Annotated in this window: 21 protein-coding genes; 16 read left to right on the plus strand and 5 right to left on the minus strand. The window is 53.6% G+C overall.

Features of this window, described 5'->3' with window-relative positions:
- Nucleotides 1-41 precede the first annotated feature (41 nt).
- Complete coding sequence (locus GOW31_RS15915) at nt 42-395, minus strand: hypothetical protein (protein WP_171171362.1); 354 nt, start codon at nt 393-395, stop codon at nt 42-44.
- Between GOW31_RS15915 and GOW31_RS15920 the strand changes: the two genes are divergently transcribed.
- The 4 genes from GOW31_RS15920 to GOW31_RS15935 all read left to right on the plus strand — a co-directional run bounded on the left by GOW31_RS15920 (nt 394) and on the right by GOW31_RS15935 (nt 3,947).
- Nucleotides 394-633 (plus strand): potassium channel family protein, encoded by a 240-nt coding sequence (locus GOW31_RS15920; RefSeq protein ID WP_253282527.1) that lies wholly within the window; start codon nt 394-396, stop codon nt 631-633. The genes GOW31_RS15915 and GOW31_RS15920 overlap by 2 nt on opposite strands.
- Before the next feature lie 176 nt (nt 634-809).
- Nucleotides 810-1,889 (plus strand): AI-2E family transporter, encoded by a 1,080-nt coding sequence (locus GOW31_RS15925; RefSeq protein WP_152459503.1) that lies wholly within the window; start codon nt 810-812, stop codon nt 1,887-1,889.
- The gene (locus GOW31_RS15930) at nt 1,886-2,950 is read left to right on the plus strand and encodes an HlyD family secretion protein (protein ID WP_171116978.1); all 1,065 of its coding nucleotides are present in this window, start codon (nt 1,886-1,888) and stop codon (nt 2,948-2,950) included. Before GOW31_RS15925 ends, GOW31_RS15930 begins: the two co-directional genes overlap by 4 nt.
- Nucleotides 2,940-3,947 (plus strand): DUF2955 domain-containing protein, encoded by a 1,008-nt coding sequence (locus GOW31_RS15935; RefSeq protein WP_171171364.1) that lies wholly within the window; start codon nt 2,940-2,942, stop codon nt 3,945-3,947. Before GOW31_RS15930 ends, GOW31_RS15935 begins: the two co-directional genes overlap by 11 nt.
- Before the next feature lie 308 nt (nt 3,948-4,255).
- Here GOW31_RS15935 and GOW31_RS15940 read toward each other — a convergent pair whose 3' ends face one another.
- A complete protein-coding gene (locus tag GOW31_RS15940) occupies nt 4,256-5,281 on the minus strand; it encodes an AraC family transcriptional regulator (RefSeq protein ID WP_171171365.1) in 1,026 nt (341 codons plus the stop codon).
- A gap of 184 nt (nt 5,282-5,465) precedes the next feature.
- Between GOW31_RS15940 and GOW31_RS15945 the strand changes: the two genes are divergently transcribed.
- The 6 genes from GOW31_RS15945 (at nt 5,466) to GOW31_RS15970 (ending at nt 12,312) form a co-directional block, all read left to right on the plus strand.
- Nucleotides 5,466-6,827, plus strand: coding sequence for an amidohydrolase family protein (locus GOW31_RS15945; protein WP_171171367.1), 1,362 nt, complete (start codon nt 5,466-5,468; stop codon nt 6,825-6,827).
- 167 nt (nt 6,828-6,994) lie between these two features.
- A complete protein-coding gene (locus tag GOW31_RS15950) occupies nt 6,995-8,284 on the plus strand; it encodes an amidohydrolase family protein (RefSeq protein WP_171171369.1) in 1,290 nt (429 codons plus the stop codon).
- A 66-nt stretch (nt 8,285-8,350) separates the two neighbouring features.
- Nucleotides 8,351-9,742: an amidohydrolase family protein gene (locus GOW31_RS15955; RefSeq protein ID WP_171171371.1), complete on the plus strand. Its 1,392-nt coding sequence runs from the start codon at nt 8,351-8,353 to the stop codon at nt 9,740-9,742.
- Nucleotides 9,743-9,815: 73 nt separating this feature from the next.
- Nucleotides 9,816-10,577, plus strand: coding sequence for a DUF3299 domain-containing protein (locus GOW31_RS15960; RefSeq protein WP_171171373.1), 762 nt, complete (start codon nt 9,816-9,818; stop codon nt 10,575-10,577).
- Between the two features lie 24 nt (nt 10,578-10,601).
- Entirely contained in the window at nt 10,602-11,003 is a 402-nt protein-coding gene (locus GOW31_RS15965) for a hypothetical protein (protein WP_171171375.1), read from the plus strand.
- A 25-nt stretch (nt 11,004-11,028) separates the two neighbouring features.
- The gene (locus GOW31_RS15970) at nt 11,029-12,312 is read left to right on the plus strand and encodes a carbohydrate porin (RefSeq protein ID WP_171171377.1); all 1,284 of its coding nucleotides are present in this window, start codon (nt 11,029-11,031) and stop codon (nt 12,310-12,312) included.
- A gap of 490 nt (nt 12,313-12,802) precedes the next feature.
- On the opposite strand, the gene GOW31_RS15975 is transcribed toward GOW31_RS15970, so the two are convergent.
- A complete protein-coding gene (locus GOW31_RS15975; RefSeq protein ID WP_171171379.1) occupies nt 12,803-13,450 on the minus strand; it encodes a class I SAM-dependent methyltransferase in 648 nt (215 codons plus the stop codon).
- Between the two features lie 96 nt (nt 13,451-13,546).
- Here GOW31_RS15975 and GOW31_RS15980 point away from each other — a divergent pair, with 96 nt between their 5' ends.
- Together GOW31_RS15980 and GOW31_RS15985 are read left to right on the plus strand one after the other, a co-directional pair.
- Nucleotides 13,547-14,446, plus strand: a complete 900-nt coding sequence (locus GOW31_RS15980; RefSeq protein WP_171171381.1) for a LysR family transcriptional regulator — start codon at nt 13,547-13,549, stop codon at nt 14,444-14,446.
- Between the two features lie 16 nt (nt 14,447-14,462).
- Nucleotides 14,463-14,954 carry an ATP-binding protein gene (locus GOW31_RS15985; RefSeq protein ID WP_171171383.1) on the plus strand — a complete coding sequence of 164 codons (492 nt, stop codon included), beginning with the start codon at nt 14,463-14,465 and terminating at the stop codon, nt 14,952-14,954.
- Nucleotides 14,955-15,419: 465 nt separating this feature from the next.
- Here the strand turns inward: GOW31_RS15985 and GOW31_RS22105 are convergent, their stop codons facing one another.
- Nucleotides 15,420-15,578 (minus strand): hypothetical protein, encoded by a 159-nt coding sequence (locus GOW31_RS22105; protein WP_254441739.1) that lies wholly within the window; start codon nt 15,576-15,578, stop codon nt 15,420-15,422.
- A 19-nt stretch (nt 15,579-15,597) separates the two neighbouring features.
- Between GOW31_RS22105 and GOW31_RS15990 the strand changes: the two genes are divergently transcribed.
- Together GOW31_RS15990 and GOW31_RS15995 are read left to right on the plus strand one after the other, a co-directional pair.
- On the plus strand, nt 15,598-17,448 hold the full coding sequence (locus GOW31_RS15990) for a bifunctional 2',3'-cyclic-nucleotide 2'-phosphodiesterase/3'-nucleotidase (RefSeq protein WP_254441740.1): 1,851 nt from the start codon (nt 15,598-15,600) through the stop codon (nt 17,446-17,448).
- A gap of 351 nt (nt 17,449-17,799) precedes the next feature.
- A complete protein-coding gene (locus GOW31_RS15995; RefSeq protein WP_171171387.1) occupies nt 17,800-19,743 on the plus strand; it encodes a DUF3604 domain-containing protein in 1,944 nt (647 codons plus the stop codon).
- Between the two features lie 129 nt (nt 19,744-19,872).
- Here GOW31_RS15995 and GOW31_RS16000 read toward each other — a convergent pair whose 3' ends face one another.
- The gene (locus GOW31_RS16000; protein WP_171171389.1) at nt 19,873-20,295 is read right to left on the minus strand and encodes a GFA family protein; all 423 of its coding nucleotides are present in this window, start codon (nt 20,293-20,295) and stop codon (nt 19,873-19,875) included.
- A 278-nt stretch (nt 20,296-20,573) separates the two neighbouring features.
- Between GOW31_RS16000 and GOW31_RS16005 the strand changes: the two genes are divergently transcribed.
- Both GOW31_RS16005 and GOW31_RS16010 read left to right on the plus strand, forming a co-directional pair.
- Nucleotides 20,574-22,136 (plus strand): arylsulfatase, encoded by a 1,563-nt coding sequence (locus GOW31_RS16005; protein ID WP_171171392.1) that lies wholly within the window; start codon nt 20,574-20,576, stop codon nt 22,134-22,136.
- Nucleotides 22,137-22,262: 126 nt separating this feature from the next.
- Entirely contained in the window at nt 22,263-22,637 is a 375-nt protein-coding gene (locus GOW31_RS16010; RefSeq protein ID WP_171171393.1) for a DUF4345 domain-containing protein, read from the plus strand.
- Nucleotides 22,638-22,643: the final 6 nt, after the last annotated feature.

Below are 22,643 nucleotides of genomic sequence, written 5' to 3' on the forward strand. Positions count from 1 at the left end.
AAATTTAGGAATCACACACGCCGACCATCGTTGTTGGGCCTTTACAAACGGACCCAGCGGACGTCCGCTTTGTCCGCGAAGCAGTCGTTCACGCCGAGTGCACCGAATGACTCTGCCGAGCCCATTGCCGACTTTGCCGGGTGATTAAAAACAGAATTGACTTGAGTAATCCCGAAGCGATTGAGCGAGACATTGGTTAACATTCCTGCCGGACACGCGCGGTGGGAGCGCAACAGGCTTTTTGGAAAAATACGAGAAAATTCAAAAAATCCTATGTAAAAATAAATCCCTTGGTATTCTTTCTTTATGAATTCACTAACGAGAATTACGCGAGGTATAGGCGTCGCCTTTAAAGATGGCAGGGTGAAGGGCCTTCTAGCATTCACTACTGGCATGATCCTCTGGGCGTCGGTGTTTTACCGTTATGTCGAAGGTTGGAGCTGGCTTGACTCTATCTATTTTTCTGTTGTGACAATTTCGACCGTTGGGTTCGGTGACTTTTCTCCTGAAACAGCGGCAGGGAAAATATTTACAATTTTCTACATCATCGTTGGGCTCGGTATCTTCGTGACTGCAGCGACTACGGTGGCAGATACAATCCTGTCCCAGGACGACAAGCAAGAGGACAACTAGTTTTGCCCCGCCGAGCCTCTGCGATTTCATACGCAGGCAATACGTCGACCGAACAGCCCCTCTGAAATCCGGATTTGCGATATACTTCAAATGGTTGCAGGTTTTTTGGTATTTTAAATATACATATTAATTTTTTTGAGTGTAAAGTTTGAACAAACAAATGTTGGAGGGATGGTATGGAAAAGACTCAGGACGCGAAGATTGTCGATCTCGCGATTAGATTGCTGTTTCTCGGGCTATTCCTTTACAGCGCTTTGGTAATGGTGGCCCCGCTGGCAAGCGTGGTCATCTGGGCGACGATCCTGTGCGTCGCACTCTATCCGGTTTTCGATTGGCTGCAGTCCAGGTTGGGCGGAAGAAAGAAGCTTGCGACGACGATACTGGTATTGTTGGGCCTCGTTCTGACCTTGGGACCGGTCGCGACAGCGGTATCCGGAGCAGCCGAACTTGGGTCTGGATTTGCAGAACAAGCTGACAACGGCGAGCTAAAAGTCCCACCGGCACCCGATGGCTTAAAGGAGCTGCCGCTGGTCGGAAACAAAATTGCTGAAGTCTGGGGCTTGTTTGAACGAAACCTTGACGGCGCGCTTGCCAAATACGGCGCGCAGATTCTTGAGATCACCAAATCACTGTTCGGAAAGGTCGTAAGCATAGGGCTTGGGCTCTTGGCGCTGGCCCTGTCCGTCTTGATCATGGGGGCTTTGTTCAGTCCTGGTCCAAGTCTGGTGCAAGGCCTGCAGCGCTTTGCCAACCGTGTCTTTGCGCCCCGTGGCGGTGAGTTCGTTACACTTGCCGGCGCTACGATCCGCAATGTGACAAAGGGTGTGATTGGCGTGGCTGCGATTCAGGCGGTCGTGGTTTGGATATTGTTGGCGCTGTTCGGAATTGGCTCGGCCGCCACGCTGGCGTTTATCTGTTTGATCCTCTCGATTATCCAGATCGGGCCCGGCTTGGTTCTTTTGCCAGTGATTATTTACGCTTGGAGCACCATGTCCGGCGGTGCCGCGTTGATCTTCACAATCCTGGCTATTCCCGTTGCGATAATGGACAGCTTCCTAAGGCCTGTATTCATCTCAAAAGGCCTCGAAACACCAATGCTGGTCATACTCATTGGTGTTCTTGGCGGCATGATGGCCTATGGCTTGATCGGCATTTTTATGGGACCTGTTCTGTTTGCCGTGTTTTATGAGCTGTTCAAGGTCTGGATCGACGCCCCTGCAGAAGCTGAAAGCGCGGCTGAAGGAGCCACGAAATGAGAAAGACGATTTGGACCACTTTGGCCGTCATTCTTGTTTTTCTTATCTGGTATCTTGTCGCTGACCGAAAAACGCCGTTTACCGGGAATGCCAGAGTAAAGGCCATTGCGACCCAGATCGTTCCACAGGTCACGGGAACAGTGACCGAAGTTCTTGTCGAAAACGGACAGATCGTCTCGGCAGGCGATATTCTGGTTCGGATCGACCCCAGGCCCTACGAAATTCAACGCAACAAGGCGGAAGCTGATCTAGAAGCGGCAACGCAGGAGGTGGGTGCATCCTCGGCAGAGGTAAGAGCCGCGCAAGCCAAACTGGCGCGGGCCCAGAGCGATCTGGACACAATACGCATTCAAACAGAGCGTGTTTTTGCGCTGGAAAGAAAGGGATTGATCGCCGTCTCAAAAGCCGACGATGCCCGAGGTCAACTGGCAGAGTCCGAGGCAAATTATGAGAACGCCAAAGCGGATCTTGAAAAAGCAAAGCAGAGGCTGGGTGACGACGGGATCGAAAATCCAAAAATTCAGCGCGCGTTAGCTGCCTTGGCGGATGCAGAGCTAAACCTGGAATGGACTGAACTGCGTGCTCCGGCGACGGGTGTCATATCCAATCTGTTGATCGCACCTGGTACGTATGCACGGTCCGGTCAGGACCTTTTGACGTTCCTGGATGCAACCGACATATGGATAGAGGCGTATTTTACGGAAAACAACCTAGGCCGGGCAGGGGTGGGTTCTCCTGTTGATGTCGTGTTGGATATGCACCCCGGTCAAATTATCCCAGGTGTCATTGAGAGCTTCAGCGCGGCTGTATCCTTGAGCGGTGGCGATGAACCTGGCCAGTTGGCCAGCCCGCCAAGTACCAAGGGGTTTCTGCGCGAACCAGAACGGTTTCCCGTTCGGATCGTGCTGCCGGGATATGAGGCCGGAAACGCCAAAGACGAACTGCGCTTCCAACTCAACGGGCAGGCCGACGTGATCATGTATTTGAGCGACAATTCCCTGCTGAATGTGGTCGGCCGGACCTATATCCGTTTGGTCTCAATACTATCCTATGCCTATTGAAGATCGAAAATCCGTTATCCGGCTTGCGCTGGGTGTGACCGGCGTTTTCGCCTTGGGCTTGTTTCTTGGGTGGCCTTTGGCGGTTGTGGGGGCAGTTTTCACCGCGCTGTTCCTACAAGCGCCCACCGCGCTGCCGTTGGCGGCATTCGCAAAGCTGTTTGTTTTCTCTATAGGATTGATGTTCATCTCATTCCTGTTGTCGTCCGTTTTCGCACCCTATCCCGTGGTATTCCTTATTCTGGTTGCCATCGGGATCATCCTGTCCTTCATGTGGTCAGTTTCAGGGGCCGGTGTTCTACCCGGTGTCATAGCACTCATGGGGGCGTTGATGATCCCGAACCTTGTATTGCAATCGCAGGATCTGGCGCTTGTGCTAGTATTTTGGATACCGATTAACCTGCTATTTGCAGGTTTCGTATCTACGCTGATGTTTGTGCTGATCCCGGCGGAACCTCAAACAGTCGCCCAGAAAAAAGCCGACGCGCCACCAGACTTTGACCGGTACCGGCGGATCGTCAGAATGTCGCTTGTGACGCTTCCATTTGCCATGGTGTTTTTTGTGTCCGGCGCTTCTGCTTTGTTGGTTCTGTTCTTTGTCGCTCTTTTGAGCCAGCAGTTGGCCGCCATGCCGTCGATGGGCAAAGCCGTCGCCAAAGCTATGCTTACGGCAAACCTGCTTGGGGCAGCGGTGTCGATCATTTGTTACGAGGTAAACGTGATCGCACCGGTTATTCTGACGCCCATTTTGTTATGTCTGTTCTTCTGCTTCACCCTGGGAGCGCTTGGGAAATCTCAGGTCGCACTCGCAGCAGCAGCCGGTTCGGCGTTGACAACGGTTCTGATCGTTTACGGTGGGTCGGTTGCGCCGTTTTCGGATGAGGCTGACGTCAAAAGTATCACGCGCGTTTTGCAAGTTGCAGGGGCCGCTTTCTTCGTGATTGTCGCTTATGTCATAGTGGACGAGTTCTGGCCGGAGAGGGAAATGCAAGTTTCATGAGTTGCCTGAAGTAAAGCTTTCAGGCGTCCACTCCAGCATCAAGAAGAATGTGCTTCGAAATCAGTGTTACTATCCAAGCGCGCGTCGACAAATCGGGTTAATCCGTTGCAGATTCAACACTGTTCTTCCGAATTTGGCAAACACGGCGCGCTTTTATTGCGGGCAGAAACACGGTTGCGATCGTATAAACCATCGTCTGCCTAGCCCGCCAAGTAGACACTCAAGCAAAGCTCAGCGAAAGTCGGCAGTGCGGACGAAGCGGCCATTTGGTGAATGTCCGCTTTCTAGAAGTGGGTTTCAGTAGGGGGCTAAGCTTCCCTGTGCGATCGTTTGAAGGCTGCGGGGGACATCCCGGTCCATTTTCGAAATGCTCGCGAGAACGCTGTGGGGTCGGCGTAGCCTAGCCTTCGAGCTGTCTCGGCAACCGACGTATTACCTTCGATGAGAAGGCTTTCAGCGGCATCCTGTCGTAAACGCGCAATCACCTGCGAGGCCGTCAGACCATAGGGTTTCAGCCGGTTGTTAAGTGTTTCGCGATGAAAGCCACAAAGGTCGGCCAAGGCATCGACACCAAACCCCGGTTCGGTCAAATGTACCCGTATCAGTCCTTCCAGTCCTGCAAGAAAATCCAGCGGTGCGGCCAGATCATTGTCCTTGATCCTGAGGTCTGACGGGTTTTCCAATGCCTCCTGCGTCAGTCGGTAGCTTAACCAGTTTGACGGAAACCTGATCGAAAACCCCTGCGGCCCACAATGGATTGCCTTTACGCCATGAAACTGTTCGGGGAGCGCATCCGGATCGCTGACTTGCAGAATGATCTGGTGGGGGTCCCATCTGAAATCCAGAACCCGATGCAACAGGGATATCCAGACGCTGGCCAGAAAAGCGTCTGCCTGCGCCGGTGAAACAGAAACGGCAAAGTTTCGTCTGGCGCGGAAATACGCGTGCTCGTCTTCGACAAGGAGGGATTGGGTGACAGCATTGGATTCCTTGGATACCGCCTGTGTGAACCTTGTGAAGAAGTCTCCGAGAGTCAGAGCGTCCGCCAACATGTTGCCAAGTGGTAGAAACCGAACAAGGTCGACGGACTGACCGACTTTGGCGCAGAACACCGGTGATGTCGCGTCGGCGACAGCCTGAAAAATCTGGTAAACCGTGTCATGGGGAACGAAATTTTGCCGGTCCATCACCTGGGTTTCATTTAGTCCCAGACGATCGAGGACGAACGCCGGTTCGATGCTCACCTTGCGAAGGGCGGCGACAACGGGACCCGCAACGGACGCCCTGACGAGCGGCAGTGTCTTGTCCGATTTCTTGATACGTTCGCCGGTCATCGCGCCTCCTGTTCGTTGAAACTAGGACGGAGGCACCGGAAATTTCTACCGAAAACGCGCCAAACCTTGCAGTTTGCCAAAACTATTTCTCAACCCCTGACAAGGTGTCAGGCAATTTTTTGCCTCATTTTCTAAACTCACATTGGGAATCCAACTTCTTTGATTCGCCGAAAGGAATGCCACCATGATTTCGAAACTGGCCCAAGTTCTGACGGCGACGACCCTCGTTGCAGGTCTTTTGTCTTCAACCCATGCCGTTGCACAGGAAGAAAGCTTTCCCATTCTCTTCACCAACGTGCATGTTTTTGACGGGGTAAACGAAGAGCGGATCGAGAATGCCAATGTGCTGGTGATCGACAACCTGATCGCCGAGGTCTCGACCGAACCTTTGGCCGTGGCAAATGCCCAGATCATCGACGGCGGGGGCCGGACGCTAATGCCCGGACTGATCGACGCGCATGTTCACATGGCCATCACGGAGCCGATTGCAGATTTGAGGGACAACTTCGATTGGATGTACTGGGGAGCGGCGGCCACGGTCGAGGCGGAGAAGATGCTGCTGCGCGGCTTCACGTCTGTCCGTGATGCTGGTGGGCCAGCGATCGGTCTCCAGAAGGCCATCGACCGGGGTAAAGCGGTCGGTCCCCGTATTTACCCGTCCGGCCCCGTGATCTCGCAGACCTCCGGGCATGGCGAGCACAGAAACTACACGGAACCGCATCCCAACTTCGAAGGATCCTCGCCATCGTTCTTCAACCAGCATCTCGAGTTCCTGGCCGACGGTGTTCCGGAGGTTCTGCGCGCAACGCGGGAAGCGCTGCGTCTAGGTGCATCGCAAATCAAGGTCATGGCGGGCGGTGGCGTTTCTTCCAGTACGGACCCACTCCACACCGTGCAATACTTGCCCGAGGAACTGGAGGCGGCAGTGCAGGCGGCGGCGGATTGGGATACCTATGTCCTTGTGCACGTCTACAATGACGAGAGCATTCTGCGGTCCATCGAAGCGGGTGTGGTGAGCATCGACCATGCACAACTGATGACCGAAGTGGCGGCACAAGCGATCAAGGATGCGGATGTCTGGGTCGTTCCGTACTACTCGCTTCTAGGACTGGATGAAGAGGTCGTGACGAAAGTTCTCGGCCCTCTCGCTGCGCCCAAGTTTCTCGCGGTTCAGGCCGGTGCCAGAAACCAGATGAAGTTGTTGAAGGAGTTTGGAATAGAAAAGGTCGCCTTTTCCACCGACATCATCGGCGACCCTGTAGCGCTCACCAAACAGAACGACGAGTTCAAATACCGTCTCGAGCAATGGTCCTCTTACGAAGTGCTTTTGCAGGCGACATCGAAGGCCGGTGAATTGCTGGCCCTGTCGGGTCAACTCAACCCCTATCCCGAGGGGCCGCTCGGCGTGATTTCAGAAGGGGCCTATGCCGACATTCTGCTGGTCGATGGCAACCCCGTCGAAGATGCCCTGATCATGACGGATTACGAGAACAACTTCGATCTGATCATGAAAGACGGCGTGATCTACAAGAATACACTCGACTGAGTGTGGCGCGGGGTGAATTTACCTCGGCGCCCCGCGCACCCAATTGCCCGAGGGAAGGGAAGCCCATGAAACAATTCGTAAAAATCACGGCGGCAGCCAGTGCGTTCGTTGTGGCGGCAAGCGGATCGATTGCACAGGACGCTTTGCCTTAAACCCTTTTCACCAACGTGCACGTATTTGACGGTGTCAACGAGGCGCGGGTCGAAAACGCCAGCGTTCTGGTCGAAGGTAACCTGATCAAGGAGGTCTCAACCGAGGCCATCAACGCGCCGGACGCCACTGTGATTGACGGCGGCGGGCGCACGCTTATGCCAGGGTTGATTGACAGTCACACCCATATCTATGCGACAGGTGTTTTTCAGACTTTCGCCGGGCTGCAAGCCGCCAAATGGGATCAAATCGGTGCCGTCGCGACGGAAAACGCCGCCGACTATCTGTATGACGGGTATACGACAATACGCGACACAGGCGGCATGGGAAGCGGTCTGCGCGAGTTGGTCGACCAAGGCGTGGTAGAGGGGCCTCGCATCTACACGGCTGGTGCTGCGATTGGGCCCACATCTGGGCACGGAGACTGGCGCAACCCGGTGCAACGATCCTTTGAAACAATCCCTGAGGATATGGGCGCTCGCCTCAACATGTCGTATGTCGCGGATGGAATTGACGAAATCCGCAAGGCGTCGCGACTGAATTTTGCGCATGGTGCGAGCTTTCTGAAGCTCATGGCAGGGGGCGGGGTTTCATCAGAAATCGACCCTTTGTGGTCCATTGCCTACAGCGTCGATGAAATCGCCGCAGCGGTTGAAGCGGCATCTTTCTTTGACACGTATGTCACCGTGCATGCCTATACGGACGAAACCGTTACAATGGCACTGGATGCTGGTGTGAAGTCCTTGGAGCACGGCCAGATGGTGTCAGAGGACACTGTCAAACGGATCGCGGATGAAGGTATTTTCTGGTCGTTAAATGTCGCGGGAATGGACCCACAGCTTTTGAGCCATCCGAATTTTTCGATGCCGAGTGTAAAGCCAAAACTTGAATCTTATCTTGAAGGTTCAGAAAACGTCGTCGATTTGATCAAGAAGTACAGGCCGAAGATCGTGCATAACGTCGACACGGTTTTGTCGACGATCTCGTTTGGAAGATCACATCGGGACTTTGAGAAATACTACTTTGCCGAATTGTTCGGAAATCATGCGTTTTTGGTCGCCGCTACCTCGACCGGTGGCGAACTTGCGCAACTCACGGGAAAACGTAATCCCTACCCGAACAAGATAGGTGTCATCGAAGCCGGTGCTTATGCGGATATTCTCCTAGTGGATGGCAACCCACTTGAAGATCTGTCGGTATTGGGTGCCAACCCGGAATGGTTTGATGCCGCTCCCCGTGATCGCGGATTTGAGACCATCCGGTTAATCATGAAAGACGGCGTGATCTACAAGAACACACTCGAGTGAGTGTCGCGCGGGGTGAATTTACCTCGGCATCCCGCGCACCCCGATAGCACAAGGGAAAGGACGCCCATGAAACAGTTCACAAAAGTCACGGCGGCAGCTAGTGCCTTCGCAATGGCGGCGAGCGCCTCGTTCGCACAGGACTCCTTGCCGCAAACTTTGTTCACCAACGTGCACGTGTTTGACGGCGTGAACGAAGAGAGGATCGAAAACGCCAGCGTTTTGATCGAAGGAAACCTGATCAAGGAGGTCTCGACCGGCGCCATCGACGCGCCGGACGCCACCGTGATCGACGGCGGTGGGCGCACGCTGATGCCCGGGTTGATCGACAGCCACGTTCACCTGAACCTGACCGGCCTGTTCACAAGCTTTGGCGGCGCTGAATACGCAAATTGGGATGGTATTGGCGCAATGGCGGCCGCGAACGCGCGCGACTACCTGATGGATGGTTACACAACGGTTCGGGACGCCTGCGGACAGGGCGATGCGATGAAGAAGCTGATCGATCAGGATATCATTGCCGGTCCACGGGTTTACCCAAGCGGCGCGTGCATTGGTCCGCAATCCGGTCACACGGACTGGCGCAGCCCGCGCGCGCGGGCCGAAGGCGGCCCCGTCTCACAGGTTGAAGAACTCAATCTCGCGGTTGTTGCTGACGGCGTGGATGAAATCAGAACCGCCGCGCGCAGAAACCTCAGCTTCGGGGCCACGCAAATCAAACTCACCGTCGGCGGCGGCGTCTCCTCGGAGTTGGATCCGCTTTGGTCCGTCGGATACAGCGTGGAGGAAATCAAGGCCGCGGTCGACGTGGCCGCGTTTTTTGACACGTACGTGTTTGTGCACGCTTACACAGACGAGACTGTCCAATTGGCGCTGGATGCTGGCGTGAAGGTCATCGACCACGGCCAGATGGTCACCGAAGAAACTGTAAAGCGGATGGTCGATGAAGGCATCATCTGGTCGCTCAATACCGCCGGGTTCTCACCGATCCTGTTTGAACATCCCAACTTTGCCCGCGGCACACCGGCGGGAATAAAACTGGAGATCGCCCACGACCAAAGCAAGGATCTCATCGAACTGGTGAAGAAGTACAAACCCAAGATCGTGCACAATGTTGATACAGTCCTGTCAACGCTGGATCAGGGTCGCGCCCATCGCGATTTCGAAAAATACCAGTTTGCCGATTGGTTCGGAAATCACGCCATGCTGGTTTCGGCTACATCAACAGCAGGCGAATTGGCGCAACTCACCGGCCAAAGGAACCCTTATCCGGAGCAATTGGGGGTGATTGAAGCAGGAGCCTACGCAGATATCCTGATCGTTGATGGCAATCCACTGGAAGATCTGTCCGTCTTGGGAGCGCAGCCAAAGTGGTTTGACGCAGAACCCCGTGAAGAAGGTTTTGAAACCATCCGCGTCATCATGAAGGATGGCAAGTTTTACAAGAATACGCTGGATTGAATGATCGTCGAAAACGCCAGCCAACTTTCCGAGTTGGCTGGAAATCACGAAAACCGGAAAGCGAGACCCTGAAATGCGCCACTTCCTTGCTGCCCTTGCAGTCATTTTCGGAGCAAGCCCGCTGTTTGCAGACGTTGAGCAGATCAACTGGGCTGACCTGATCGACCAAAGCGTTCAATCCTACGCTGACCCGTTCCGAGATCTGACACACAATCAAATCGCTGGCTTGCGGCAGGTGGTCAAACTGTCGTCCGAATTGGAAGAAGTTAATCCGCCGGAGAACGCTGCTGCGACGCTGGCCGAGGTCAAGAAAACCCTTTCGGACGAAGGTGTGGACGCCGATTGGCTCATTTCACAAAGGTGGATCGTCGCCGACCGGAGGAAGCTGGCACGGGAAGCCGGAAACCCGGCGAAAGACGGGGTTATCATCAAACTGGGTGGATTTGTCATTCCGGCACCCGCAGCAGAGGACGGCACGCCGATGGCCTATCTGGTTCCGGAGCGTGGGATGTGCAGCCACGTACCGCCACCGCCGCCAAACCAGATGGTGCGTTTGCGTGTGGCCAATGGCTGGATGGCAACGAGGATTTATGAACCTGTTGTTGTGACCGGCCAGATTCACATTCAACAATCGAATGAGCGGATGATGGTGGTCGACGGCTTCGTTTCGATGCAGGCAACGTTCTCAATGGACGTATCGGACGTGCAAACCTTCGATCAACCTTCAGTGCGGCGCTCATTCGCAGTTGAGCATTCCGGAGCAAGAAACGATGGGACGACACGTCTTCCCGACAGACTCAGACGAAACGGTCACTCCCCAATCGAGAAACGATAAGTGAAGTCACAGAAAGGGCGTACAATGAAGTATCTTGTGCTGGGGGCTGTTTTGGTGGGCTCAACGACGTTGGCCACTGCGGAAGACACTCAGAACATGCGCACATTTCTGTTCATCGGCACGTCCAATAGCGCCGCTTGGGAAATGCAGATCGCAAACCCAGGCGATCGCGCGGCTTCCGTAAAAGGTGGCATAGAAGCGCTCGGTGGCGAACTGCTCAGCTACTATTGGGGGCTTGGGAACGGGAAAAACTATATCACCGTTTCACTGCCCAACGATCCCACCTTCATTCAGGCATTCTATGTCAGTCGCCTTGGCGATGGCTTGCTGGATGACTACCAGATGATCGAATTGATGAGCAGTGCGGACATGGCCGAAGCGCTGTCCCGCGTGCCCGAGATCAAAGCGCAGGATGATTTGAAGTAGTGGAATACGAAGCTTGATCAGCGCCATGAGACAACGACCCGATGTGACAGTCGCATTGGCACGGTTTCGGCAAACCGTGCGCATCTGCACAGCGGTGGCGGTCATCGCTTCGGGCGCGTCAGCACAAGAAAACAGCACAATTCGGCAATTGGAGGCGGCAGCCACCGCGTCGCTCGGCGGGCCCGCGTCGGCGCAGGCCCAATTGGAGCAGGACCGGCTCAGGCGACTTGAGGAGTCCAGATCGCCCGGGTTGGATCGGTTTTTCGATCCCTTCGAGCAGTCGCGCGAGGCTTTTGCCGAACGCACCGGGCTGAACCTATCTTTCGACTATCAGGCACTGTACCAAAGGTCGTCGGACAGCCTGAGCGGGACGGACGAGGCGGCATCCGGTCAAGCGCGGATCATTGGCAACTGGGAACACCTCAATCGTGGGGCCGACAATGCGGGCAGCTTTATCTTCATCCTCGAAAACCGTCATCGCTTGGGCACGGATATCGCACCGGGCAGTCTCGCCGGGGAAATCGGATACCTCGGTGTCACGGCCACGACGTTCAGCGACACGGATACTACCTTGTCGGTCGCTTATTGGTCGCAAGCTCTGCCCAGCATAAATGGAGGTTTCGTGGCCGGTCGCATCGACCCCGGGGACTATTCCGATATCCTTGGCTACGTGAACCCGCGCACGACCTTTTCGAACTTTTCGATCCTCTTCAGTCCCGTTCTTCCCATTCCCGATCCCGGCTTTGGCATTGCAGGCGGCGGATACATCACCGACCAGATTTACGCCCTTGGCGTGGTCAGCGATGCGAATGGCTCGCTCACTGATGTCGATTGGTTTCCAGGTGGCTCGGAGTTTTTCACTTATGGTGAAATAGGCTGGACGCCCTCACGCGATCAGAGATACCTCACCAACATCCATTTGGGAGTGTTCCATGTGGATGATCGAGACGATGCTGGTGTGCCCGGTGGCCATGGAGTGATACTCTCGGGAAATTTGACGCTGGACGACAACGTTATGCTCTTTGGCCGTCTTGGATGGTCAGATGGTGAGGCGTCCATTGCCCGCCGCGCAGTTAACGCGGGGGTCATGTGGCGACCCGGTTTTTATGACGACCTGTTTGGGTTTGGCGTTACGGTGGCCGATCCGACCGATCCAAGCCTGGACACGCAAACCACGGTAGAAGCGTTTTACCGACTGGATATTTCCGACAACCTAGCGCTTACGGCTGATGTTCAGTATCTGAATAATCCCGGCTTCTCCGATGACGATCCTCTGGTGTTTGGTCTGAGGTTGAGGTTCAATTTGTAAGACAGAAAAATACGAAACCTCATCCTTATACTTGGTATTCTGTAGGCCGGCTTCCGCTGATTAACCCGCCCGTCAAGTCAATGCAGAGTTGCAGGCTAATTATGATTGGAAGACTTCTCTGACAAAGTCGAAAGCGTTCGTTTTCGAGAAGCTTGTCACAGATATGGCCAGACAGGTTCGCGTTGAAAGCCGAATGTAGCGTAGCGTCCTTTCGAAACCCGACGCTCAAAACCACAATCGTAGCTTGAGCTCAGTGAGAGAAAGGGTCAGGCAGACGTTCGCAACCTATCCTCCAACGGCAAGTTTGGGCTCGGTGCGGACGTTCGCCGAATTGGCGCAATTGACCGCTATGCGGACAATGCTGCCACTCGCAGTCGCATTATTAAATCGGAAACAGACCTTTGTAACATCCGATCACTTGTGAACAGTTTATATAAAACACTGTGATGCAAAGATCATTTCAAAGGACGAAGCTGTACGAACTGGAGCTTCATGTTTTTTGCGCGACAATATAACGACTCTGGAGCATCGAGGCTTGATCAGAAGTATAAAGAACTTCAAAGCCTGCGGACGCAATTTTCCTCTCAAGTGCCGATCCAGACACGAAGTTCACAAATGGGGCTTTCCCAAAAGCCTGCATGATTGGGATTGCGATCCGACTGATCATCGCAAACTGGAAACCACCGCTCTCAGGCGCGCAGACGGTTTTGGATATGAAAAGCCCACCCGGTTTTGTCAGCGCAGCAATGTGCTCGAGCGCTTGGTCCAAATCGGGCAGAAGATGAAGCAAGTTATGCGCCAAGACGGCATCGTAAGAGCCTTCGTCAAGACTGTGCTCAAGAACGTCGGCCACCTTGAAAGTGACATTCTCCAGCCCTTCTTTATCAAGCTTCTCATCGGCAATTTCGATCATGCCCGGAGCGAGATCCGTGGCAGTGACATGGGCGACATGCGGCGCAAGCAGCAGCGCGGTTGAACCCGTCCCGCACCCGATTTCCAGTACGTTGTCCTCGGCATTCAGGTACGACTTCGTCAGCTCGAGTGTTTTCAGATACCCTTCCATGTTGCGGATTGGGTCTGCCGCATACTTTCGCGAGATTTTACTCCAGAATGCAGCATCCTTGGATAAAGCAGCCATTTCATTACTCTCTTACAAGGTTGTTGCCGTATCCTTTACTTCCAAACAATCATTTATGAAATTGCCACAATCCGCAGAAGTGTTATGCATAAATGCATGAACTGGAAAGCCATCAATTTCGACTGGAATCAGGTACGGTCCTTTCTCGCGACAGCCGAAGAGGGCTCGTTTTCCGCAGCGGCGCGCGTTCTTGAGCAAACTCAACCCACTGTCGGCCGGCAAGTTGCCGCGCTGGAAATGGCACTTGGCATCACCCTGTTCGAAAGAGTCGGCAAGTCGCTTAATTTGACGACTGCTGGCGCCGAGCTTTTGTTGCATGTCAGAGAAATGGCGGATGTGGCGAACAGGATTTCACTTACTGCGACAAGTCAGTCGCAAGCTGTTGAAGGTCAAGTCAGGATCACTGCGTCCGATGTGATGTCTGCCTATCAGCTGCCGCCTATACTGAAAAAGATCCGACTTGCAGCACCGCGACTGGAGATAGACATCGTTGCTGCAAATGACATACGAGACATACAGCGACGTGAGGCTGATATCGCCATCCGACATGTACGTCCGACGCAGCCGGATCTGACGGCAAAGCTTGTCGCCGAGGCCACGGCACATTTCTACGCGGCACCTTCGTACCTTGATCAGGTTGGACGGCCAAAAAATGAAGGCGAACTCGCTAAGTTGGACTTTGTCGGATTTGGTGACATTGACACGATGATCGGTTTTCTTGATCCGGCGGGCATTAAGGTCACCCGAAAAAGCTTCCGGGTCGGCTCACAAAGCGGGATTGTATCCTGGGAGTTGGTGCGCCAAGGGTTTGGCATAAGTGTAATGTCGGATGACGTGGCTGCCCTAACACCCGGCGTCGAGCGCGTGCTCCCCGACCATGAGCCGTTTAAGTTCCCGATTTGGCTGGCGACGCACTCCGAGCTACATACCGCACGAAGGATCAGGTTGGTGTTTGATCAATTGGCAGACCAACTTAGCGCAGGGACCATCAGGTAATCCGGGAGTTCGCTCTATGTCACAGGCTATTCCAACGCTCCACTTGTTATGCGGCAAAATTGCTTCTGGAAAATCAACTCTGGCAGCGAGACTTGCGAAAAGTGACGGGGCCATGCTCATTTCAGAAGATGAATGGCTTAGCGCGCTGTTTGGGGATCAAATGAAGTCCCTGCAGGATTATGTAGACTGCGCTTTGAAACTGCGACTGGTCATGGGTCCTCACGTGGCTGCTCTGCTGAAGGCTGGCGTTTCGGTCGTTCTCGATTTTCCAGCGAACACAATTGAAAACAGGGCCTGGATGCGCTACCTGCTGGAAGACACTGCTGCGCAGCACCACCTTCACTTTTTGGATGTGTCAGATGAGGTTTGTCTGCACCGGCTGCACAAGCGCAACAGAGAAGGCGCGCATGCATTTGCAGCGACGGAAGATCAATATCGGCGTATTGCGCGGTATTTCGTGCCACCATCACCCGAAGAGGGTTTTAGCATCATAACTCACCGTCAGTAGCACCAGACTTTCGAAATGTCGCGGCGGAGCTAAATGTTTTTCGGCCGCCTGCTCTGAGTCGACGATTGGCCAAATGTTTACAGTCAGCTTTCACTGGGCCTCAGGTACGGAGATTGCGTGACAACAAAAGATGTATCCCGGTGCGTCCTTCTTAAGTCATGGCAACGGCAACGCGGGCAGCGTCGTTCACGTCGATTATCGGTAGTGTACGTCGCTGGCGGGCATGGGCAACACATCGGCAAATGCCGGCTCCAACAACCATCTCCAGAATAGTTTTGCGCCGACAATACAGCACGGGTGATGGGAAAAGGCACTGATTATTCTTCACATACGTTGTCACACCAGTCCCGGCTTGGTTTCACCTGATCCAATCATTTAGCGACTTCATGGATCTGGTGCATGGGATCGTCCATATCCCCTGAAATAAGTCTGTAAAATGTGTTAGAAGACACTGTCATAAGATCGTTATGCAATACCGGCAACTATTCTTGTTGCCAGCCAACTCGAAAGGTGACCCATGTCTTTTTCCAACCGCTCGTCAATTTCGCGTCGCCAATTTCTTGCAACAACAGCCGGTGCAGCGGCCATCACCTTGCATCCTTTTTCAGTTTTGGCATCCAACAATCAAGCGCATCTGCGCATCATGGAAACAACGGACATCCATGTTCATGTGTTCCCCTATGACTATTATGCCGACAAACCCCGTGACACAGTGGGCTTGTCCCGTACGGCCTCAATCATCAACGAAATTCGCGCTGAGGCGACAAATTCGATCTTGGTCGACAACGGTGACTTTCTTCAAGGGAACCCAATGGGCGACTACATCGCCTATGAGCGTGGCATGAAAGAAGGGGATGCGCACCCCATCATCACCGCGTTCAACACTGTTGGCTATGATGCTGCAACTCTGGGCAATCACGAATTCAACTACGGGCTGGATTTCCTGGAAAAATCACTCGCGGGCGCAGAGTACCCGGTCGTTTTGGCCAATGTTGCAAAGGCACAAGGCGCAACTCCGCGCGACGACAAAACGCTGATTAAACCATATACAATTATCGACCGTGAAATCGAAATGGGTGATGGGACCAAGCACTCAATCAAAATCGGTGTCATAGGTTTTACGCCGCCGCAGATCATGAACTGGGACCGAAAGCATCTGGAAGGCAATGTTCAGGCCCGCGATATCGTCGAAACCGCGCGGGCATACGTGCCAGAGATGAAGGAACAAGGATGTGACCTAATCATCGCCCTTTCACATTCTGGGATCGGGGACGCCAATCATGTGGACGGTATGGAAAACGCCTCAGTCGTTTTGGCGGGTGTTGACGGAATCGACGCTCTGGTCACGGGGCACAATCACCTTGTCTTTCCCTCGCCGACATTTGCGGACCGACCCGGCATTGACGTCGAAAAGGGCACCCTGATGGGTAAACCTGCTGTTATGGGCGGCTTCTGGGGCTCACATCTTGGGTTGTTGGACCTGCTGCTGGAACGGGAAGGAAATGAGTGGCGCGTGGTTACCACCACGTCCGAGGCCCGCGCGATTTCCAAACGCAATGAAGACCGCTCAATCACCGCTTTGGTCGGAGACGATCAGAAGGTTCTCGACTCGGTTGCGAAGGATCACGACGAAACGCTCGCCTATGTCCGTCGAGCCGTTGGCAAAACATCTGCCCCGTTGCACAGCTATTTTGCATTGGTTGCTGATGATCCGTCTGTACAGATCGTTTCGATCGCACAGAAATGGTATGTCGAAGAAATGCTGAAAGGCACCGAGCACGAAGGATTGCCGATCCTGTCAGCGGCGGCGCCGTTCAAGGCGGGTGGTCGCGGGGGCCCGGACTATTACACCGACGTCCCGGTCGGGGATGTTGCTATCAAAAATGTGGCTGATCTGTATCTCTATCCCAACACAGTGCGCGCGGTGCGAGTGAACGGTGTTCAACTGCGTGGTTGGCTGGAGCGTTCGGCCGGTATGTTCAACCAGATCGAGCGAGGCTCAGAGGATGCGGTTCTTCTGAATCCAGAGTTTCCATCCTACAATTTCGATGTGATGGATGGCGTAACATACCAGATCGACCTGTCGCAGCCGTCGCGCTTTGGGCCAAAGGGGGAAGAGGTGAATCCCGATGCGGCTCGAATTGTGAACCTGTCCTTCCAAGGCGAACCGGTCACCGATGACATGGAGTTCATCATCGCCACAAACAATTATCGTGCATCGGGTGGCGGTTCATTCCCCGGCGCATTGGGTGATACAATCGTGTTCGAAGCCCCGGACACTAATCGCGACGTTATCGTGCGCTATATTGTCGAACAGGGAACGATCAACCCAAAAGCGGACGGCAACTGGTCATTTGCTCCTTTAGAGAACACAACCGTGCTATTCGAGACCGGCCCAAAGGCCCGAGACTACATCGCCGATGTCAAAGGCGTTTTAATCGAAGATGCCGGAGATGGTGCAGATGGCTTCGCGGCATTCCGCATCAAGCTCTAGTGCAATCGCATGTGCGTACTTTGAGGAAGTCGGAAGTCAACGAAAGCAGCTACCATCAGGCTTACGCTGAACGCCCGCATGCGACTTTCAAAGGCTATAAGCGGTTAGAAATGAACGTTTGATCTGGGCTCGGAGCCGTCCTCGTTGCGCAGTGCATCAGTGAATGCTCTGCGGGACAAAGCCACTGTTTGGTTCCGCCGTAAACGAGACTAAGACGCGGCGAGGGATTTGGGTAGTTACACACCAATTCAACCAAGTACAGACGCTCTTCGCGGAAACAAAAACGAGGTTGACAGCAAGCATATGAGAATGGTCGCATGAGTTATATTCTGATTAGCTGGGAATATAGCCATGAATGTTCCTTTCAATGCGACCTTATTCTTTTGTCTCTGTTTGTCCTCGACCTCTGCTTGGGCACAGGAAACCGCCGAGGGTGGACAAGTTGGTGAAATGACCATCTCGGGGGCCGACATGCATGCCCCTGCATCAGATGCGTTTTCGCCTTATGCAGGACGCGACTTTCCAACTAGACCTCTTTGGGGCGACACCCACTTGCATACATCGCTCTCACTCGACGCGCGTGCGTTTGGTGTACTTCTTTCGCCTTCAGACGCGTTTCGGTTTGCGCGTGGAGAAGAAGTAACTACTTCTCACGGCCTACGGGCGAAGCTGTCTCGCCCGCTGGATTGGCTCGTTGTTTCAGACCATTCAGACGCGATGGGCGCGATGAACGAGATCGTCGCGGGGAACGCAACTTTGATGGGCGACCCAACGTTACGTGACTGGAACGACAGGTTGAACCAAGGAGGGAATGTTGCCCTTGGAGCGACAATGGAGGTTATCGAGACTTTCGCTGGAATTACCGGTGAAGCTTTGCCGGAGGCGATTTCTAACCGTCGTTTCGTACAGTCAGTTTGGGATGACTTTACGGAAACTGCGGATGCTTATGATCAACCGGGATCGTTTACCGCGTTTATCGGCTACGAATGGACCTCGACGCAAGGTGGCAACAACTTGCACCGCAATGTCATCTATAGGGACGACAGGATTCGGGCGCGGCAAATGTTGCCGTTTACGACTGCCGAGACATTCAATCCGGAAGATCTGTGGGATTGGATGGAAAGATACGAAGAAACGACAGGCGGACGCGTCCTTGCATTGGCGCACAACGGAAATGTTTCTAATGGTTTGATGTTTCCTGTCGAGACAAACCCCGATACCGGCCAACCGCTCACAGGAGATTACGCGGAAAGACGCGCAAAATGGGAGCCACTTTATGAGATCACTCAGATCAAAGGCGACGGCGAGGCCCACCCGTTTCTGAGCCCAAATGACGAGTTTGCAGATTACGAAACGTGGGACGTCGCAAACCTTGGCCCTGTCCCCAAAGAAGACTGGATGTTGCAGTACGAGTATGCTCGCGAGGCTTTAAAAAATGGCCTGAAGCTCGAGGCGCAGCTTGGGACCAACCCTTACAAGTTCGGTGTCGTGGGATCCACAGACAGTCACACGGCTTTGGCGACAGCCCAAGAAGATAACTTTTTCGGTAAGCACTCGGGCGTGGAACCTGAGCCTGGGCGTTGGCAGCATGTTGTCGGCGAGTTTGAAGCGACCAAAATTCTGGGCTGGCAGATGGCTGCCTCCGGTTATGCGGCCGTTTGGGCCGAGGAAAATACGCGAGCATCTATTTTCGACGCGATGGAACGCAAGGAAGTATATGGTACAACAGGTAGTCGGATCACGGTACGTTTCTTCGGGGGATGGGATTTCGAAGAAAACGACGCTCAATCGCGGCTTCCTGCGAAGATTGGTTATGACAAAGGCGTACCCATGGGGGCAGATCTACCGAAAGCGCCCGGTGATGCCTTAGCGCCAAATTTTCTCGTTGCTGCACTCAAGGATCCGTACTCGGGTAATCTGGATCGTATTCAGATAGTCAAGGGCTGGCTAACAGAAGACGGAGAGACGCAAGAAAAGGTTTTTGATGTCGTCTGGTCCGGCGATCGGGATCTCGGTGCGGATGGCAAGCTGCCGCCTGTCGGCAATACCGTGAACGTCGAAACCGGTACGTTCACGAACTCAATCGGATCGCCAGAATTGATAACCGTCTGGTCTGATCCCGAATTTGATCCGGAACAAAAGGCTCTTTACTACGCGCGCGTGCTAGAAATCCCCACACCGCGATGGACGGTTTACGAAGCTATTAGGTTCGGCGACGAACTACCTGAAGAAGTACCGACATCCACACAAGAACGGGCTTATACTTCGCCCATTTGGTACACTCCGGAGGGATAACACTTCACCGTAAACGCGCTGATGTTTCATGGCTAAGATGGGTTCGTTTTAGTCGTTCGCCCGAATATCGCGAGCGATCGCTATGCGGACAAAGCCGCCATATGGAACATTAGCTGGGTTCTAAACCTGCTAATATCCGGCTGGGTCGTTAGGGGAGTGCAGTAATGTGCCTTCAAACGCGTCGAGATCATCAGTCATTTGCAACCAAGGCAACCTGCTTTGATTGTTGAAGTGAAAAGTCGGTTGGAATTCTTCCGGGTTTTCGAGCGATCCAGCATAGAGGTGCATACCACCCGGATAGTGATCGGCTTCAAATCCAATGGGTGACCCACACGTCCCACAAAAGTGCCTGAAAACGCCTTTGGAACTTTCGTAAGTGCTGGGTTTATCACCAGTCCACTCAGAGTTCTCTATCGGCACACCAAGCCACGCAACCACCGGCGCCGCACAATTCCGACGGCAGTCATCACAGTGGCAATAGCATGCCCATGTTTGGTCACCCTTGTAGACCCAGCTTGTTTTTTTACACAAACATTGCCCACGCGTCGCCATTCGATTTTCCTCTAAACCTCAGGAAACATAGAACGCCGACTGAATTTGAGATGGATATATTTGGACGTTTCATCAGCAGAAAACGTCGAAGCTCAGGGTCAATTCGAGCTTGCTGCAGACGTTCGGCAGAATTCAGTAAACGTCTGCTGCGCGGACTCGGTGACAGAAGAAATTTGTTGCACCAAGGTGCAGTGCCCTGAAAGTTAACAAATTTGACTATTCCTCCAAGCCGATGTTTTTCCTATCGTTGGCAAGAAATAGCGTGTCGGGAGGTCTTAATGAATAAGCTTATCTCAGTAGCGGGTGCGGTCTGCTTTGCTTTCACTGGAGCTTGGGCCGACGAGCATGCCCGGCCCAACATTCTTGTCATCATGGCAGATGACGTGGGTTGGGCGAGCGTCGGCGTTTACCATGGGGGTGTCAAAAGCATCGAGACGCCGAACTTGGATCGCCTTTCGTCTGAGGGTGCTCGTCTCACAGATTATTATGCCGAGCCAAGTTGTACTGCCGGTCGATCAGCTTTCATGACCGGACAGCTACCTATTCGGACTGGTATGCACACGGTAGGGTTGCCGGGGGATCCGATAGGGTTAAACCCAGATGATCCGACGCTACCGATGTTCTTAAAAAAGTTGGGATACACGACGGGCCAGTTCGGTAAAAACCACTTGGGCGATCTCAACGAGTTCCTGCCGACTACAAAAGGTTTCGACGAGTATTGGGGTTGGCTCTATCACTTGAACGCCATGGAATATACGTCTGATCCGGATTGGCCAGACGACCCAGAATTCAACGCGCAATTCGCGCCTCGCAACATCATTCATTCGTTCGCAACAGAGGAAGAAGACGAAACAGTCGATCCGCGATTTGGAAAAGTCGGGAAGCAGCGCATCATTGATGACGGGCCTGCGCCTCCGGAGCGCCAAAAGACTTTGGATGACGAAGTGACATCTTACACGAAGGACTTCATTTCTCGTGCAGTAGAGTCGGACACTCCGTTTTTTGTCTGGATGGCTCCTGCCCGTGCACACGTCTGGACCCACCTTAGCCCCGAATACGAAGCTATGTTAGGCAATGGGCGTGGACTTCAGGATGTTGTCATGAAGGAGTTGGACAATAACGTTGGTAACGTTCTCAGCCACCTTGAGGATTTAGGAGTGGCCGATAATACCATAGTGATGTTCACCGCCGATAACGGCCCGGAAACACTGACGTGGCCCGATGGTGGTACGACACCGTTTCATGGGGAAAAGGGTACTACCTGGGAAGGTGGATTTAGGGTTCCTGCGATTATTCGCTGGCCAGGCAAAATACCTGAAGGGCAGGTTTTGAACGGCATATTCAGCGGCATGGACTGGATGCCAACCTTTGTGGCTGCGGCCGGAGGTCCCACAGACCTAAGAGAAAAACTCCTAGAAGGCTATGAAGGGTACAAAGTGCACCTCGATGGCTACAACCAACTATCTTACCTCACTGGTGAGGATGAAGAGAGCAATCGCCGCGAGCTGATTTACTATCAGGGTACGGACCTCCAAGCCGTACGCTACAACGATTGGAAGGCGCATTTTGTCGTTCAAAACCACGGCTGGTCAGGACCGAAGGAAGAATTGGTCGCTCCCTTGCTCTTCAACCTTCGCCGCGATCCTTACGAGAAAGCAGCGGAGGAAAGCGGGATGTACGTCCGCTGGATGGGCGAGAAAATGTGGGCATTCGGTCCAGCCGCCCGACTAGTGCAGGCACATCTCGCAACCTTCGAGGAGTTCCCTCCGCGCGGGAAGCCGGTCGCCAATCAAGACCATGTTGAAGAACAAACATCAACCGAAGGCGGCATCTCTCAGTAGAGAAAGCGAGGCAACCAATACGCCTTTCTCACCGCAGCGTGGGCATCCGGCTCGGATCATCGGATGCCCAAAAAAACGATTAGGAATTTCGCTACAAAGCGAAACCTCTGCGAGAAGGAGTCATTCATGAGTGCCAGATTAGTCCTTCTGCTTGCTGCCGTCGGCCTCGTGCCAATTGCGTTATCATACGGCCTGATGCCGGGTAGTTCGATCCCAGTTTTGCTGGGATTTCCGGTGGAAGGAACGAACCAAACCCACGTGTTCCGAGCGATTATGGGTCTTTACCTAGCAAACGCGTTGTTTTGGTTGGCGGCCGCTTCGAAACCAGAATTACAACGCCCTGCGCTGTGGGTTCTATTTTTGTTTATGTCAGGACTAGCCGTTGGACGCATACTAAGCATTCTGATCGATGGAGTTCCGAACGGGATACTTCTCTTTTACCTTGCGGCCGAGGTAGCTTTTGCGGCTCTAGCGGCGGTTTCCCTGAAAAAAGTACGGTGAAATAGG

Origin of the sequence: Ruegeria sp. HKCCA0370, assembly GCF_013033705.1 — a bacterium.
GTDB lineage: Bacteria > Pseudomonadota > Alphaproteobacteria > Rhodobacterales > Rhodobacteraceae > Ruegeria.

What these genes read in the sequence shown, in the direction of transcription:
- GOW31_RS15970 (WP_171171377.1), top strand. Translation starts at nt 11,029, where the DNA reads ATGAGACAACGACCCGATGTGACAGTCGCATTGGCACGGTTTCGGCAA.
- GOW31_RS15990 (WP_254441740.1), top strand. Translation starts at nt 15,598, where the DNA reads ATGGAAACAACGGACATCCATGTTCATGTGTTCCCCTATGACTATTAT.
- GOW31_RS15975 (WP_171171379.1), bottom strand. Translation starts at nt 13,450, where the DNA reads ATGGCTGCTTTATCCAAGGATGCTGCATTCTGGAGTAAAATCTCGCGA.
- GOW31_RS16005 (WP_171171392.1), top strand. Translation starts at nt 20,574, where the DNA reads ATGAATAAGCTTATCTCAGTAGCGGGTGCGGTCTGCTTTGCTTTCACT.
- GOW31_RS15965 (WP_171171375.1), top strand. Translation starts at nt 10,602, where the DNA reads ATGAAGTATCTTGTGCTGGGGGCTGTTTTGGTGGGCTCAACGACGTTG.
- GOW31_RS15920 (WP_253282527.1), top strand. Translation starts at nt 394, where the DNA reads ATGATCCTCTGGGCGTCGGTGTTTTACCGTTATGTCGAAGGTTGGAGC.
- GOW31_RS15985 (WP_171171383.1), top strand. Translation starts at nt 14,463, where the DNA reads ATGTCACAGGCTATTCCAACGCTCCACTTGTTATGCGGCAAAATTGCT.
- GOW31_RS15925 (WP_152459503.1), top strand. Translation starts at nt 810, where the DNA reads ATGGAAAAGACTCAGGACGCGAAGATTGTCGATCTCGCGATTAGATTG.
- GOW31_RS15945 (WP_171171367.1), top strand. Translation starts at nt 5,466, where the DNA reads ATGATTTCGAAACTGGCCCAAGTTCTGACGGCGACGACCCTCGTTGCA.
- GOW31_RS15915 (WP_171171362.1), bottom strand. Translation starts at nt 395, where the DNA reads ATGCCAGTAGTGAATGCTAGAAGGCCCTTCACCCTGCCATCTTTAAAG.
- GOW31_RS15980 (WP_171171381.1), top strand. Translation starts at nt 13,547, where the DNA reads ATGAACTGGAAAGCCATCAATTTCGACTGGAATCAGGTACGGTCCTTT.
- GOW31_RS15940 (WP_171171365.1), bottom strand. Translation starts at nt 5,281, where the DNA reads ATGACCGGCGAACGTATCAAGAAATCGGACAAGACACTGCCGCTCGTC.
- GOW31_RS15935 (WP_171171364.1), top strand. Translation starts at nt 2,940, where the DNA reads ATGCCTATTGAAGATCGAAAATCCGTTATCCGGCTTGCGCTGGGTGTG.
- GOW31_RS16010 (WP_171171393.1), top strand. Translation starts at nt 22,263, where the DNA reads ATGAGTGCCAGATTAGTCCTTCTGCTTGCTGCCGTCGGCCTCGTGCCA.
- GOW31_RS15960 (WP_171171373.1), top strand. Translation starts at nt 9,816, where the DNA reads ATGCGCCACTTCCTTGCTGCCCTTGCAGTCATTTTCGGAGCAAGCCCG.
- GOW31_RS16000 (WP_171171389.1), bottom strand. Translation starts at nt 20,295, where the DNA reads ATGGCGACGCGTGGGCAATGTTTGTGTAAAAAAACAAGCTGGGTCTAC.
- GOW31_RS15955 (WP_171171371.1), top strand. Translation starts at nt 8,351, where the DNA reads ATGAAACAGTTCACAAAAGTCACGGCGGCAGCTAGTGCCTTCGCAATG.
- GOW31_RS15930 (WP_171116978.1), top strand. Translation starts at nt 1,886, where the DNA reads ATGAGAAAGACGATTTGGACCACTTTGGCCGTCATTCTTGTTTTTCTT.
- GOW31_RS15995 (WP_171171387.1), top strand. Translation starts at nt 17,800, where the DNA reads ATGAATGTTCCTTTCAATGCGACCTTATTCTTTTGTCTCTGTTTGTCC.